The organism is Petrotoga mobilis SJ95, from assembly GCF_000018605.1.
Taxonomy (GTDB): Bacteria; Thermotogota; Thermotogae; order Petrotogales; family Petrotogaceae; genus Petrotoga; species Petrotoga mobilis.
On record NC_010003.1, the window covers coordinates 1,191,609 to 1,206,075 of the forward strand.

The 14,467-nt window shown below is 32.6% G+C and carries 15 protein-coding genes; 9 read left to right on the plus strand and 6 right to left on the minus strand.

All coding sequences use genetic code 11. The features are described 5' to 3' along the window. Positions 1–170: 170 nt before the first annotated feature. Positions 171–998: a cytochrome c biogenesis CcdA family protein gene (locus tag PMOB_RS05720; RefSeq protein WP_196793015.1), complete on the plus strand. Its 828-nt coding sequence runs from the start codon at positions 171–173 to the stop codon at positions 996–998. A gap of 16 nt (positions 999–1,014) precedes the next feature. Continuing rightward, positions 1,015–1,698 (plus strand): thioredoxin family protein, encoded by a 684-nt coding sequence (locus PMOB_RS05725; RefSeq protein WP_012208932.1) that lies wholly within the window; start codon positions 1,015–1,017, stop codon positions 1,696–1,698. Positions 1,699–1,732: 34 nt separating this feature from the next. Here PMOB_RS05725 and PMOB_RS05730 read toward each other — a convergent pair whose 3' ends face one another. Continuing rightward, positions 1,733–2,842: an alanyl-tRNA editing protein gene (locus tag PMOB_RS05730; protein WP_012208933.1), complete on the minus strand. Its 1,110-nt coding sequence runs from the start codon at positions 2,840–2,842 to the stop codon at positions 1,733–1,735. A 177-nt stretch (positions 2,843–3,019) separates the two neighbouring features. Between PMOB_RS05730 and PMOB_RS05735 the strand changes: the two genes are divergently transcribed. After that, on the plus strand, positions 3,020–5,410 hold the full coding sequence (locus PMOB_RS05735; RefSeq protein ID WP_041534077.1) for a WD40 repeat domain-containing protein: 2,391 nt from the start codon (positions 3,020–3,022) through the stop codon (positions 5,408–5,410). A gap of 46 nt (positions 5,411–5,456) precedes the next feature. Here PMOB_RS05735 and secF read toward each other — a convergent pair whose 3' ends face one another. The 3 genes from secF to yajC are packed head-to-tail and all read right to left on the minus strand — an operon-like array spanning position 5,457 to position 8,245. Continuing rightward, a complete protein-coding gene (secF, locus tag PMOB_RS05740; protein ID WP_012208935.1) occupies positions 5,457–6,365 on the minus strand; it encodes a protein translocase subunit SecF in 909 nt (302 codons plus the stop codon). Further along, positions 6,365–7,783, minus strand: coding sequence for a protein translocase subunit SecD (gene secD / locus PMOB_RS05745; protein WP_012208936.1), 1,419 nt, complete (start codon positions 7,781–7,783; stop codon positions 6,365–6,367). Before secD ends, secF begins: the two co-directional genes overlap by 1 nt. 36 nt (positions 7,784–7,819) lie before the next feature. Continuing rightward, complete coding sequence (gene yajC / locus PMOB_RS05750; protein WP_012208937.1) at positions 7,820–8,245, minus strand: preprotein translocase subunit YajC; 426 nt, start codon at positions 8,243–8,245, stop codon at positions 7,820–7,822. A 244-nt stretch (positions 8,246–8,489) separates the two neighbouring features. Here yajC and PMOB_RS05755 point away from each other — a divergent pair, with 244 nt between their 5' ends. From PMOB_RS05755 to mgsA, 5 genes are all read left to right on the plus strand, one after another. After that, positions 8,490–9,092 (plus strand): septum site-determining protein MinC, encoded by a 603-nt coding sequence (locus PMOB_RS05755; protein ID WP_012208938.1) that lies wholly within the window; start codon positions 8,490–8,492, stop codon positions 9,090–9,092. 91 nt (positions 9,093–9,183) lie between these two features. Further along, a complete protein-coding gene (locus PMOB_RS05760; protein ID WP_012208939.1) occupies positions 9,184–10,224 on the plus strand; it encodes a M28 family peptidase in 1,041 nt (346 codons plus the stop codon). Further along, entirely contained in the window at positions 10,221–11,243 is a 1,023-nt protein-coding gene (locus PMOB_RS05765) for a M42 family metallopeptidase (RefSeq protein WP_012208940.1), read from the plus strand. Before PMOB_RS05760 ends, PMOB_RS05765 begins: the two co-directional genes overlap by 4 nt. Before the next feature lie 17 nt (positions 11,244–11,260). Beyond that, entirely contained in the window at positions 11,261–12,265 is a 1,005-nt protein-coding gene (locus PMOB_RS05770; RefSeq protein WP_012208941.1) for a M42 family metallopeptidase, read from the plus strand. Between the two features lie 32 nt (positions 12,266–12,297). Continuing rightward, complete coding sequence (gene mgsA / locus PMOB_RS05775; protein WP_012208942.1) at positions 12,298–12,678, plus strand: methylglyoxal synthase; 381 nt, start codon at positions 12,298–12,300, stop codon at positions 12,676–12,678. On the opposite strand, the gene PMOB_RS05780 is transcribed toward mgsA, so the two are convergent. After that, positions 12,675–13,124, minus strand: a complete 450-nt coding sequence (locus PMOB_RS05780) for a hypothetical protein (protein ID WP_012208943.1) — start codon at positions 13,122–13,124, stop codon at positions 12,675–12,677. The genes mgsA and PMOB_RS05780 overlap by 4 nt on opposite strands. Before the next feature lie 54 nt (positions 13,125–13,178). Continuing rightward, positions 13,179–13,496, minus strand: a complete 318-nt coding sequence (locus PMOB_RS05785; RefSeq protein ID WP_012208944.1) for a helix-turn-helix domain-containing protein — start codon at positions 13,494–13,496, stop codon at positions 13,179–13,181. A 290-nt stretch (positions 13,497–13,786) separates the two neighbouring features. On the opposite strand from PMOB_RS05785, the gene PMOB_RS05790 reads away from it, so the two are divergent. Beyond that, positions 13,787–14,443: an ABC transporter permease gene (locus tag PMOB_RS05790; RefSeq protein ID WP_012208945.1), complete on the plus strand. Its 657-nt coding sequence runs from the start codon at positions 13,787–13,789 to the stop codon at positions 14,441–14,443. The last annotated feature ends 24 nt before the right edge of the window (positions 14,444–14,467 follow it).

Here is a 14,467-nt window from a genome sequence, read left to right on the forward strand (position 1 = left end):
ACGCACTGTTTTAAGTTTTCTAAGAATCTTTTCGTGTTTCATAAAATTGTCTCTTTTTATCCATCCCACTGGGGGAGGGTATAAGAATTATAAACGATTTTTATTACATTCAAATTAATATTGATTACCAAAGTAGTAAACCCATCGGACAAAAAATGAGGCTCTATTCATTGAAGAAAAAACAAATATTTCTTACTAGGTTAGCTATAGAAATACAAATCTTTGTTGCTAAAACTCTATTTTATGTGATACAATTAAAATACCGTGGCGGGGTATGGCTAACTTTTTATAATTTGGAAAAAGGAGTAAATCGGATGAATTCTCTTGCCATAACAAATTCTGTTAGTTTTTTAACTGCGTTTTCTGGTGGGTTATTATCATTTTTTAGCCCATGTGTTTTCCCTTTAATACCCGTTTTTTTTGCATTGGTGATCCCTGATATCTCAAACACCCCTTTGGTCATCAAAAGGAGTTTGGGTTTTTTTCTTGGCCTTTCTCTCTTTTTTGCCTTGTTAGGCAGTATTTCTGGTAGTATTGGTATGATGCTTGCAATGTATCAAAGCGTTATTAACATAGTTGCTGGTGTTTTAATAATATTATTTGGATTTCTGTTTTTGATGAATAAAAGTTTGATTTCTGCAAAGAATATAGACCTAAGAAAATACAATAAAAATAATTCCTTTTTCTCCGCCTTTTTAATTGGGATTTTAATTTCTTTAGTATGGATCCCGTGCGCAAGTCCAATATTGGCTTCGATTCTAACCTTAGCAACGACTACAGGCCAAGCATTGAGAGGAGCCCTTTTGCTTTTTGTTTATTCTCTGGGAATTTCCATCCCGTTTCTATTCTTTAGCGGTATTGTCAGTAAAATATTATCTAAAGTAACTTTAGGAGAACCTAAATGGCAAAAATCCTTGAGAATTATTGGCGGTATTGCGCTTATGGTAGTGGGGACTATGGTTTCCTTTGGGATTTTTAACAATATAAGTGTAATATAAAACGGAGGTGTGCCTTATGAAAAAATTTTTCGTTGTATCGTTATTTATTTTATCAGTAATTACAATATTTTCTGTCCCATTAGAGGAATTTGTTTTTGAAAATTTCAATGAAGCTTTCGAAGTTGCCGAATTAACAAACAAAAAAGTAGTAGTCATGTTTTCATCACCTACATGCCCAGCGTGTACTCAATTCAAAGAAACAACACTGTTGGATGAAGAGATTCAAAAATGGCTACGCACAGAATTTGTTTTTGTTGAAATCTTTCCTACCACTGAAAAAGCCACATTTCAAGGAGAAGAATATAATTATGGCCAGTTGTTTTATGCCTTTGGTGCAAGATATACACCAACCTTTGTATTCTTTGACGAACAACAAAATCCTTTTGGAGCAATCACAGGGGGATATCCAGCTGATATATTTATAGATATCCTGAAATATGTATCTTATGAAAAAAATGAAGAGATTAGCCTCGATAAATTTATAGAGGATGGATTAGGTAAAAACATACATATTCTTCCAAAAACTCTTCGTTTATCAAAAGATCAAATAGAAAGATTATTGGACTTGGATCCAAATTCCAAAGTCTATGAACCCGGTAAAAATTATGATCCGTATACAAATATAGTTTTACTTCAGAACAACACAAACGAACAAAACTTAGAGAATTTTTACGTGAAAATATTTGAATCTAAGAATTAGAAGGTTTATTTCTGAAAAATAGCCCAACCTTGGGCTATTTTTCTAATATTTTGAGAATATCTTCAAGTTTTATGTCGCCGCTTATGTTACCTCTTACTTCGCTTCCCCCACCTTTGATGTTGTTATTTGTTTTTAATTTTTCTATTAACTCTTTACAGTTAATATTTTTTGAGAAAATAGAAAAGGTTTTGTCCTTTTCATCCTCAACAATGAGTGTGTAATCTTTCAAATCGACGTATTTGTGTAAGAAATCTGCTGTTTCATCCTCTTTTTTATAATAAACTATTTTATTTTTATTTACTACCAGCGCCTTTTCGATTAAATCTTTTGCAAGATAATAAGCATTTTTTTCTGCTAACTTCTTCATACGATTCTTATAATCTTTGTTTTCATTTAATAGACTTTCTACTTTGTTTTCCAAATCATACAACCCAGATGTTAAGATAGAAGAAATGTTTTTTAAAATCGAATCTTTTTGTGAATAATCATTAATGGCTCTAAGACCCGCTAAAAAATATACCCTCGTTAAATTCCCTTTTACTTTTTCTGTATTTGTTATCTTTAAAAGATTGATATTTCCTGTGTTTTTCACATGGAAACCACCACAGGCAGATATATCAAAATCATCGATTTTTATCAGCCTTACTTCACCACTTATTTTATCACTTAGAGGTTTTCTTAAATTGTATTTTTGGGCTCGTTCTTTATCCGTATATATTTCTTCCACTTCTATGCACTTAGAAATTATATCGTTTGAAAGTTCTTGGGCTTTATTCAACAATTCTTCTTCAATATTCTGTCCATCTAAATCTATAGTGGAATATTCTTCACCCATCTTAAAACTAACGGTTTTTAATGAGCCTATTCTTTCAAAAGCGGCTGACAATATATGTTGTCCAGTATGCTGTTGAGCTATATCAAATCTTCTTTTTTTATCTATTTCATAAAAATATTCACCTGGGTTTAAATGCTTATTTAAGATAACTCCTGTTTCTGTGGTACCTAAAACTTCAGCGATATCAATTTTACCCCTATCTCCAAGTTGCCCACCTTTTCCATCAGGATAAAAAGGGTTATTCTCTATGGTAGCAAAATAGTTATCCCCTTGTTTTATTACATTAATTATTTTCACTTTTTCACTCAAATTTAAAGCCTCCTTATCTTGCTTAGCGCCCCTGGCCCCGCTCAGTCCGTCCGCACCCAGCACTGTTCATTTTTTAAAGTCTTTAATTTTTATTCTTGGATTCTTTTTAAGATCATTTTATTATATAATATAATAGTTAGTAGAGAATCAAAAATCTTTGAGAGAGAGTTGAGTGCTTTGAGAAAATTCTTCGTAATTTTTTTCTTGATTATTTTGAGTATTAACATCTTCTCCAATTTAATAGTAAATAATTTTGAACATTCAGACATTATTGATTTTTTTGTAAATAAAAACACTGGCGATATTTCCACAATTGTAGAGAATAACTACCTTAAAACTTATGATTTGAAGGAAAAGTGCATTAATCGTTATTACTCAGCTTCTTCTATACCGACTCATGTAGAATGGATCCTCGACAATAAATATACTATAATCGCAGAAAGTAATGGGACAATAGAAGTGTTTAACAACGATACCTCTCTTCTTAATTACAAAATAAACGTAACCGACGAATCTATTTCCTCTTTATCTAGTTTTAGAGATAAAATAGTATTTACTTCCTTAGATAAAACGGTCTACGTATACAATATTACCAAAAGAAGGGTAGAATTTCAACGGAGGTTTTCAACTATACCAACGGTTGCAGAATTTTACGATGAGGGTACAATATTGGTAGCAGACCATTTAGGTAATATTTATTTGATTGATTATTTAAACAATAAAGAAGTAAGATCCATCAAAATTGATAATTATTCAATAATTAAATTAGCGATGGTAAATGATAATACACTTGCTTTTTCAATGAATGGAAATATTTATGTATTGGATAAAGACTTGAAGATAATAAATTCTTTTTCATTAGGTTTAACAATTAAAGAGGTCGCATTTTCACCATCGAATGAAAATTTTACTGTTTTGACTACGAATAATCAGATCATCCTTTTTGATTCTTCAACTTTAAAAATACTCCAAGAACTAAAGCTTGATAATTTTAATATAAAATCTCTTGAATGGAGTCATGACAAAAGCGATACACTTTACCTAAACGATGGAGTTAGTCTATACTCTTTAAATGTCTATTCAAAATCAATTGAAAAATTATTGGAATTAAAAAAACCCGATGTTCTAAAAATTACAAGAAATAATAATCTTATTTATTACTTAACTTCCAACAGTGAAATAGGTATTTTTAATATTGATTCAGGAGTAGTTGAGACTCATTTTTCTTTTTCTGAAGAAGTAGTTGACTTTGAAATAACAAAAAATGGATATTTGATACTTTCAGAAAATTCTGGATACCTGTCGCTTTACGACCCTGAGGGTATATTAATAGAAAATAAGAAGATAAGTGATTTTAAATTAACCACTTTGGAGATTTCCCCTTCGGAAAAGTTTTTAATTGCAGGGGGATGGGAAAATAATGTTTATGTAGTTACCCTACCTGATTTGAGCGTTTATAAGGAAGTTGAAAATCTTCATAGCAATTGGATAAAAGATATTTCTATTAATTACAACGAAACTAAGATAGCAGTGGCAAGCTTAGATAAAAAAGTAAGCATATCAGTTTTTCCCGACTTTGAAAATACAATTTACATCGAAGAATTCCCCTACATTATTTGGTCACTGGATTGGGCTAGTAATTCAAATTTTCTTTCTATGGGAGGATTTGAAGGGGCTTTACGACTGTGGGATGGAAGATTTAATCAATTCTATAAGAGATTTGAGATTATTACAGCTCCAATAAAGGCAATTGAATGGAGCCCTGATGATAATTACGTAGCCACTGGAACAACTGATGGAAATGTCTATATATGGAACAGTAAAAATGGAAACTTAGAATCAACTATGAATATTTCGAATGGTGAAATTGTTGATTTAACTTGGAGTAATGATGAAAGGTATTTGTATGCCTTGAGTAAAGGAAATTTATTGAGCCTTATAGATCTTCAGCAAAACAATATACCTTTGCAAAGTATTATTTTTGAAAAAGGCTATTCTGTTTCCTATAGAAAAAATGGGGAGTATACCACTAATATCCCTGAACAAGAAGAAAGCAAATTTTTCTACAAAAATAATCCTATAAGCCTTTTCGAAGCTGTAACCTTCGAAAGGAAAGAATTTATAAGCATTCCTATCTTAGAGGGTCCTGTTATAAATGTACCGTCAGAATTTTTGATATCAGATAAAAACAACTCTTTGCTTCTCAGCGTTTTTGATAATAATCTAATTACAAAAGTTGAAATATTAGGTCAAACTTTTTTAGTTAACAGCCAATCTTACTATCTATCTTTAGAAATAAATCCTGAAAAACTTACATCAAATATGCTTGAAATATCTGCTTATGACAACGATGGAAATAAATCCACAAAATACGTTCATTTGAAGTTTGAGAATATATATCTTCAAGTATTCACTAATCAAGCAGAAATTACAAACGAGGAAGGAGAAATAATAGCGATTGCAACTCGTGGAGACATCCTAAAATTAAAAGGAGTCTTAGGAGATACTTATAAAGTAGAATATATTGACAAAGAGGGATATATTAAAAAAGCATTTGTCGTGTTTTAAAAAAGCCCTCAAAGATGAGGGCTTTTTAATTTTATTATCTTATTAATTAAGCTTTTTGTGTTTTCTTACGTCTTTTTACCATACCTATGACAATTGGACTCGCAATATATAACGAAGAATAAGTCCCAATTATAACTCCCACAGTTAATCCGAAAGCAAATGAAGCTATTGACCTACCTCCCAAAAGGAACATCATAAAAACAACTAGGAATGTTGTCAAGGAAGTGTTCAATGACCTTACAATAACTTCGTTAATGCTTTTATTTGTTATACTTTCTATATCCATCCCACGATTTTTAGATCTGTTTTCCCTTATTCTATCATAAACAACGATAGTATCGTTTAGGGAATAACCTGCTAAAGTAAGAAATGCGGCTATTGCGGTTAAGTTCATTTCTATACCAAAGAGGGAATAAAATCCTAAGGTGATTATAACGTCATGAGCTAAAGCTAAAATCGCTCCCACACCGTAGGAAAATTGAAACCTGATGGTTATATAAGCTAGCAAAACTATCAGAGAAATAATTACAGCATACCAAGCATACGATCGAATTTCCCTAGCAGCATAACCTGAAACATCGTTGAATTGTTCAATATTTAAGCTCGAATCAGAAAAAGATTCTTCTAAACTATTTATGAACATTTGTTTTTCTTCCAACGTAGGGAAAGAATCTCTTACGGTAATTATGTAAAAGAATTGATCAGAAGCTCCTCCACCTGGGTTAGTTTGAATGATCTTAGCGGTAGCATACTCTTGATTTATCGTTTGTAAACCGTTTCTCAATTCATCAATTGTATAACTTTTATCAAAAGACACGATGATTTCACTACCACCAGAAAAATCAACACCTAAATTGAATCCTTTTACAAAAATCACTATTACAGAAAAAAGTATCAAAGCAATTGATAAATAAATGAAAAAACTCCTCTTACCAACAAAATCTATATTTGGCATTATTTAGTCCCCCCTTTTTCCACAACAATTCCTTTCACATACTTTTCAGGCTTCAAAAAGTGGGAAGTACTTTCTAATAGCAACCTACTAACCACCAAGTTAGTAAACATAGCACCTAAAACACCTATTATGAGTGTGACCGCAAAGCCTCTAATACTTCCACTTGTTACAAAGAATAAAACTAATCCTGCTAAAATAGTTGTTATATTGGCATCAAAAATAGTTGAAAAAACTTTATTAAATCCAAACTTTACTGCGGTTAAAGGGGGCCTTCCTATTCTAAGTTCCTCTTTTATTCTTTCGTATATAATAATATTTCCATCTACTGTGGTACCAAAAGTTAAAATTATACCAGCAATACCTGGTAGAGTTAATATCGCTCCTGTCCAACTTAAAATTCCCATTAACAAAAATGTATTATATATTAGCGCAATATCAGCAATTACTCCCATCCATCTATAAAATATAATCATGTAAATCATTACTATTATAAGCCCAATGATTCCAGCGTTTATAATCGTAGTTACAATATCTCTTCCCAAAGTAGGACCAAGTGTCCTTTCTTGATATTTAACCAAATCTACAGGTAAATTCCCAGATTTTATCAAAACAGCAATGTTTTGTGCTTCTTCCATACTTTCTATTCCGCTGATTTCGGCTCTTCCTTGTGAAATCCTTTCTCTAACAACAGGTGCAATTATAACCTCGTCATCTAAAATAATCGCAATTCTTTCATTCACTAAATTCGCGGTTGCTAATTCAAATTTTTGTCTTCCTTCATTACTAAAATTCAAATTAACTACGAATCCTGCTCCTTGACTGTTTAGAGAAGCTACGGCATCAGTGACATCTAAACCGGTAATCTGAAATGGAGCATCTCCAAATTCGAAAACATTTTTTACCCTATACCAAAGGTTAGGGTTATTACTATCCTTAACGTAACTATACATTTCTATTTCTTCACCATTTATTTGTATAGTTCTATTTCTTGTAATTTCTGGAGTTGTTGTAGATTCCACAACTTCCAATACTTCTGCAAAGTAAAGTTTCCCCTTGCTACCTATAAGTTCTTCAGCCCTTTGAGTATCTGATATACCTGGAATCTCAACCCGAACTCTGCTTTCTCCACCGGAAACAACTTCGGAAACTATCGCCTCTGTGTAACCAGCATTGTCCATTCTTCTCCTTAGAACTGTGATTACATTATCTACAACCTCAGAAGTATTGACACCTTCAGGTACATCAAAGCTATATTCTAAAAGCACCCCACCTTGAATATCCAGGCCTAAATTAATATTTGGGAAAAACCGTAGTATGCTTATATCATTCACATTACCCGATAAAGGTAGAATTAATCCTAATAGTGCAAAAACAAAAACTATTACAGTAAATAGTATCCTTATTCTTCGATTTCTCAACTATTTCACCCCCTGAACAAAATCAATGTTAAAGAACTATTTATCATCTTCAGTTTCAGTTTCAGTTTCAGTTTCAGTTTCTTCTGGCGTTGCTTCGGGTTTATCACTTTTAGAAAGAACCCCTGCAATGGCATTCTTTGTTATATCGATTTCTGTTTTGTCTGCCGTTGAAATTCTGATTCTCTCGTTAGTTATAGATATTATCTTTCCTATGATTCCCGATGATGTAACAATTTTATCACCTTTTTTCAAAGCAGAAAGCATTTCCTTATGCTTTTTTTCTTGTCGCCTTTGTGGGAGGAACAACAAGACCCACATCAAGATTATGATTATTAAAAAAAACAACATTCCACTTAATCCACCACCACTTGCCGGGACCGCTTGTGCTTGTTCGACCGTGTTGGCAGCATCAGTAGCGCCTGCTGGGCCAAAGTTTATAAAATTTAATACTCTTTCTAACATAAATACACCTCCAAAATTATTCTTTAAAGAATTTTGTCGTTAAGCGTTTTTGTTATAATATAAGTTAATGCAAAAATTGCTTACTGTTAGATTGTATCATATTTTTCTTTTATGGTCAATGAATTCTTTACAACCAACTTGTCAAATAATTTTTGTTTATGTAATATTTCTTATATTTTATGTTATTATATATATGGTCATAAATTTTTTATGGTGACTTAAAATTGTATTAGGGGGGGTTTAGATGGATGAACCCGTATACGCAAAAATTATGGACGGAGACATAATCTTTTATTTTTCAAAGGGAAACACGCAAAAAGATCTTTTCGAACATTTTCAAAAAGAACTTGTTAAGATGAAAAGTTTTTTTAACATTGGGGATAGTTTTTACGTATATTTTGAAGACGGCTCTCAGCATAATTTATTAAATAAAATCGTAAAATTTGCCAACAGTCTTGAATTGAACGTTGCTGGAGCATATTTTGGAAAGCTTCCCGAAGGGAAAGTAGGAAACAAAGAGTTAACCCTTTCGAGTACCCAAATTTATAGAAAACATTTAAGATCCGGCCAAGTAATACAAAATCCTGGAGACATTATAGTTTTTGGAAATGTAAATCAAGGCGCAGAAGTGAACGCGGGTGGAAGTATTATAATATTTGGAAAGGTATTTGGAACCTTAAGAGCAGGAATTACCAACAAAAAAAACGCTTTCATTATAGCCTACGAATTGAATTCACCATTAGTAGAAATCGCGGGTATCCCTTTCTTCAACTATGAATGGCCAAAGTCACCTGTTTCAATAAGAATAGAAGAAAATAAAGCATTGGTTGAACCGGTTGAACTGTAAAAATATAGTGGAGCAAAGAGATATTAAATCAATTTTTTTTAATCTTTAAAATACTATTTATCCTGTGTCAAAACCAAAAAGGAGGTCACGAATGGATACTTCTACTTTACTAAAAAATTTATCCAATACTTTTGGGGTGTCTTCTTTTGAAAATTACACCTTTCCTTTGATTGAAGAAGAATTAAAAAACATCTCACCAGATATAAAATTAGAAAAAGTAGGAATAGGTAATTTAGTGGCAACTTATGGAAATGAGAGTCCCAAAATTGCCTTTTTCGCACATGTAGACGAAATTGGAATAGTTATATCAAAAATAATCGATGAACACTTCGCTCGTATTTCTCCCGTTGGTGGAGTCGATCCAAGAACCTTGGTAGGAAAAAGGGTTCTTTTTAAAACGAAAGATGCAGAAAAAATAGGTGTAATAGGGTTTTTAGCCCCTCACCTTCAAAAAAAGGAAGATAGAGAAAAATCTCCCTCCTTTGATGAGCTTTTCGTCGATTTTTCAATTTCAGGGGGAACAAGCAATATCAACGTTGGTGATATGGGCGTTATACAAGTCCAGGCTGTTGAACTTGAAAATGGAAAGATATCAAATAAATCTTTAGACAACAGAGTAGGTGCTGCGGTACTAATTAAGTCTTTGGAGTACCTACAAAATCTTAAATTTGAAGGACAATTGACTTTGTCTTTTAACAAAGGTGAGGAAGTGGGATTAGTTGGAGCACAAGGTAGCGCTCACCACCGAAAACCAGATTTTGCCATAGTAGTTGATGTAACTTTTGGCGAAAAACTACCAGAAAACTTTGAGCCTATCAAGCTTGGTGAAGGACCAGTTATAGGTATAGGTACCACCGTTACCAGAAGTATTTTCGAAGAACTAACAAAAACTGCAAAAAGTAACAATATCAAATACCAATTAGAAACTTTTACTAGAGGCAGTGGCACCGAAGCGGATGTAGTTCAAATATCTTCTACCGGAGTAAAAACAGGTGTTGTTTCAGTTCCAATCCTTAACATGCATTCTCCCAACGAGGTTGTAGATGTAAAAGATGTGGAAGAAAGCGCAAAATTATTATCTTTCTTTGCTTTAAACACCAGCTTAACTTGGAAAGGAAGTAGAAATTTATGAGGAAGTATTTAAAAGACTTAACTAATCTTGCCGGTATATCTTCAAGAGAAGAAAAAATAAGAGAGTACATCAAATCAAATGTTGCCAACAAGGTCGATGAAATTACCGAAGACAACATGGGAAACCTAATTTGTTTAATTAAAGGTAAAGATTCTTCCAAAAAATTAATGCTTGACGCACACATGGATGAAGTTGGCTTTATGATCACCAGAATAAATGAAGACGGTACTTTTGGCATATCTCCCGTTGGAGGAGTTGACCCAAGGGTAGTAAAAAGTCAGAGATTAAAAATCGAAGAAAAAATATCTGCTGTTGTCAATTCTACACCCATTCACTTAGAAAAAGAAACCGACAAAGTTGAACAGTATGAAAGTATAAAGGTCTACGCTGGATTTTCCAACAAAGAGGAAGCATCTAAAAAGGTCCATTTGGGCGATATGGTTACATTTGATACTACTTATTATGAGGAAAATAGCTATGCTGTAGCCAAAGCCTTTGATGATAGGGTTGGATGTTCTATTATGATGGATATAATTGACTATTTTTTTGAGAACAACGAGAAACCTCTTTACGATACATACTTCAATTTTGCTACTCAGGAAGAAACGGGGTTGAGAGGTACAGGAACTGCAGCTTCAAAAATACAGCCAAATTTCGCTATCGTATTAGAAGGTACAACTGCTGGTGACAACCCTGAAAACACCCCGGATAAATGGGCAACCCATATCGGAAATGGGCCCGTCTTAACATTCATGCATAGCGGTTTAGTACTCAACAAAGAAATCTTCGAAAAAATTGTAGATACTGCAAAGAAATTAGGTATTAAATTTCAATACAAAATGCGAACAGCAGGAGGAACAAACGCCGCCAGACTCGCAAAGACCCTTTATGGAATTCCAGCAGGGGTAATATCCGTTCCATGCCGATATATTCATTCTCCACAATCTATAATGAATTTACAAGATTATGAAAATACCTACCAATTGGTAAAACAATTAGTCGTTAATACACCATTTTAAGAGAGGTGGCAAAAAAATTGAAAGAGCTAATAAAAAATATTACGGAACTTTATGGACCAAGTGGAAGAGAAGATCAAGTGAGAGATTTTATAAAAGAACAGATCAAAGATCATGTGGATGATATTAAAACAGACAAGTTAGGAAATCTTATCGCCACAAAAAAAGGCAACTCTGGAAAAACCATATTATTTGACGCTCACATGGATGAAATAGGGGTTGTTGTTACACACATTTTAGACAAAGGCTTTTTAAAAGTAGAACAAGTCGGCGGTCAAAACCCTGTAAATTTGATCGGTTCCAGGTTGATTTTTAATGGAAGAATAGGGGTTGTTGGAGTTGAGGGAGAAAGTGAAAAAGAATTAAAAGATAATTATAAAAACTTATCTTTAGACAATATATTTGTTGACATAGGCGTATCTTCAAAAGAAGAAGCGGAAAAAATTGCCCCTATTGGCACTTTTGGAACCTTTGCGGAAGGTTTCGTCGATTATGGTAATTATTGTATGTCAAAAGCCATGGATGACAGAATTGGATGCGCCATTTTAATAGAAACCATCAAAAATATGAAAGATAATCAACACACAGTTTTATTTGCTTTTACTATCCAAGAAGAAGTAGGTTTAGTCGGATCTTTTGTTTCGGCTTATGATTACGAAGTCGACAGAGCAATAGCTATAGATGTCACGGATTCCTTGGATACTCCTAAGGCTCTTAAAAGAATGAGCATGGCTTTGGGAAAAGGACCTTGTATTAAAATAAAAGACAATCTTTCTGTAAGTGACAGAGAAGTTGTAGAATGGATAAAAAATGCTGCTTTGGCAAACAACATACCCTATCAGTTCGAGGTATTAACCTTCGGAGGAACAAATGCCGCGGGCTATCAAAGAACTAAATCTGGAATTCCTAGTGGTACTATTTCTATTCCTACTAGATACATACATTCACCTCACGAGATGTTATCCTATAGCGATGTTGAAAACACGGTGAAACTATTGAATACGCTTAGTAAAACGAATTTTTAGAAGCTTATTTTTTACGTTTGAGGAGGAAAATCATGGTCAATGTAGCGTTAATAGCTCACGATAAAAAGAAGTTAGACCTTGCGCTCTTTGCCAAAGAATGGAAGGATGTATTTAAAAATTGCAAACTTTATGCTACAAAAACCACTGGAAAGATTTTAAAAGAAAAAGTGGGGTTAGAGATACAAACTTTTGAATCTGGACCATTGGGAGGAGACTTACAAATAGGCGCTCTTGCTGTCAGTGGGAAAATAGATTTTGTGATCTTTTTAAGGGATCCGTTGACTGCCCAACCCCATGAACCTGATGTATCCGCTGTTTTACGGATTTGCGATGTACACAATATTCCACTTGCTACTAATTTAGCAACCGCTGAAGCGATAGTTCTAGAAATTCAAAAAAAACTTAATAATTAAAGTTTATTATCTTGACTATCAATTTGATGATTGCCTATACTTAATGGCAGAACAATATTTGGTAACGCAGCTTTTATTAAAATTTCGTCCAAATATATTCTAATATAGGGCCAAAGTACACCATCTACAAAATTTTTAAGGAAATACTTTTTGGCCCTTTTGTTTTTTGAAAAACTTCCAAAATCTATACCTGTTTCGAAAATCTCTCTGAAGGTCACAACATAATATGCTATTCTCTTTTTTTCCCCTTCTAAAAAGATCCTGTAAGTAACAATTAAATTTAAGTCAATATTTTTTTGTTCATACACATATCCTCTTTCGATAGATATTTCAGAAATTTTTTCAACTACTTCTTTACTTGTTCTCTCGAAAAATACACTTTCCAAAAAAATATCCTTTAAAATTATATCTTTCAATATACTTATTTTTTTATCAGTTTTTTTCATAAAAACTCCTCCCAAAGTTTATGAATTTTTTGTCATTAGTAGCTTTATTTCTTTTTATAATTTTAAGTGAAATATTGTTTCAAAATTATCATTTTTAGAAACGTCATCACTATTTATCTCTTTATCATCTCTAGGCTCAAAATATAATTTGATACTCCCTCCCAACACTTCTGTCAATCTTTGCAAAAACAAATATGTTGGATTGTAATTTCCTTTTTCAAATTTAGAAATTATCGCCTGCGTTGTCCCCATCCTCTCAGCTAGATCTTTTTGTGTAATTCCCATTTGTAACCTTCTTTTTTTAATTTCATATACCAAGTCTAATAAAGCTTTCTTATCTATAGTTTCCCATTTCTTCTCATTTTCATTCAAAGTTTTCACCTCCAATCTCACTATATTTTATTATACAGCTTTTAGAAATTCTAAAACCTATTTTAAAGAGAATTTCTAGAATTCAAAAATTTTTAAACGTCCCCCCACAATATTTTTGAAAACATACTATTAGCAAACTAATTATAATATAAAATATCTTAAAAGATTTTTAATTTTATATTTTTACTTAATTGTAACTTACTTATATTCTAAAAAGATTAAAAATGTGTTATAATATTTATCGCAATGATGAACAAAATAATTTACAATGAGAAGAAGGGAGTGAAACAGTGGAATTCTTCGAATATATTTCTAGTAGTTCAAGTATCATAATTAGAGAGTTTCTAAATCATTTGAAAATCATAGGTTTATCTTTACCTTTTTCCATAGGTATAGGAGTACCTACAGGAATTTTTATATCAAGGCATCCTAAAGCCGCAAACATAGTTATCTACATTGCCAGTATTCTGATGACTATCCCAAGTTTGGCCCTTTTTGGGATTATGGTTGTAATTTTGTCTCCTTTTGGAGCTGGCTTAGGGGTTACACCTGCCGTGATTGCTCTGATTATATACTCTTTACTTCCAATTATAAGAAATACATTAACAGCTATTCAAGCCCTAGACCCACAAATGATAGAGGCTGCTAAAGGAATGGGAATGACCGAATCTCAAATATTATTCAAGATCCGTTTACCTTTATCGATCCCTACTATAATGTCTGGGGTAAGAAATGCTGTAGTAATGGGAGTCGGCGTTGCTACTTTAGGATATTTTGTTGCTTCAGGAGGATTAGGATACTTTATTTTTGCTGGGTTAAGCAGGTCACGGTATCCAATGGTAATAACAGGGGTAATATTGGTCTCAATTTTGGGTGTTTTAGCTAATTATCTTTTACTAAAATTTGAGGATTTAATTACTCCAAAGGGTCTTAAAATTAAAGAATAAGATAAAAATCATAGGAGGAACATT

Bases quoted from the DNA above. Each gene is read 5' to 3' on its own strand.
- PMOB_RS05725 (WP_012208932.1), top strand. From the start codon at position 1,015: ATGAAAAAATTTTTCGTTGTATCGTTATTTATTTTATCAGTAATTACA.
- secF (WP_012208935.1), bottom strand. From the start codon at position 6,365: ATGCCAAATATAGATTTTGTTGGTAAGAGGAGTTTTTTCATTTATTTA.
- yajC (WP_012208937.1), bottom strand. From the start codon at position 8,245: ATGTTAGAAAGAGTATTAAATTTTATAAACTTTGGCCCAGCAGGCGCT.
- PMOB_RS05755 (WP_012208938.1), top strand. From the start codon at position 8,490: ATGGATGAACCCGTATACGCAAAAATTATGGACGGAGACATAATCTTT.
- PMOB_RS05760 (WP_012208939.1), top strand. From the start codon at position 9,184: ATGGATACTTCTACTTTACTAAAAAATTTATCCAATACTTTTGGGGTG.
- PMOB_RS05765 (WP_012208940.1), top strand. From the start codon at position 10,221: ATGAGGAAGTATTTAAAAGACTTAACTAATCTTGCCGGTATATCTTCA.
- mgsA (WP_012208942.1), top strand. From the start codon at position 12,298: ATGGTCAATGTAGCGTTAATAGCTCACGATAAAAAGAAGTTAGACCTT.
- PMOB_RS05780 (WP_012208943.1), bottom strand. From the start codon at position 13,124: ATGAAAAAAACTGATAAAAAAATAAGTATATTGAAAGATATAATTTTA.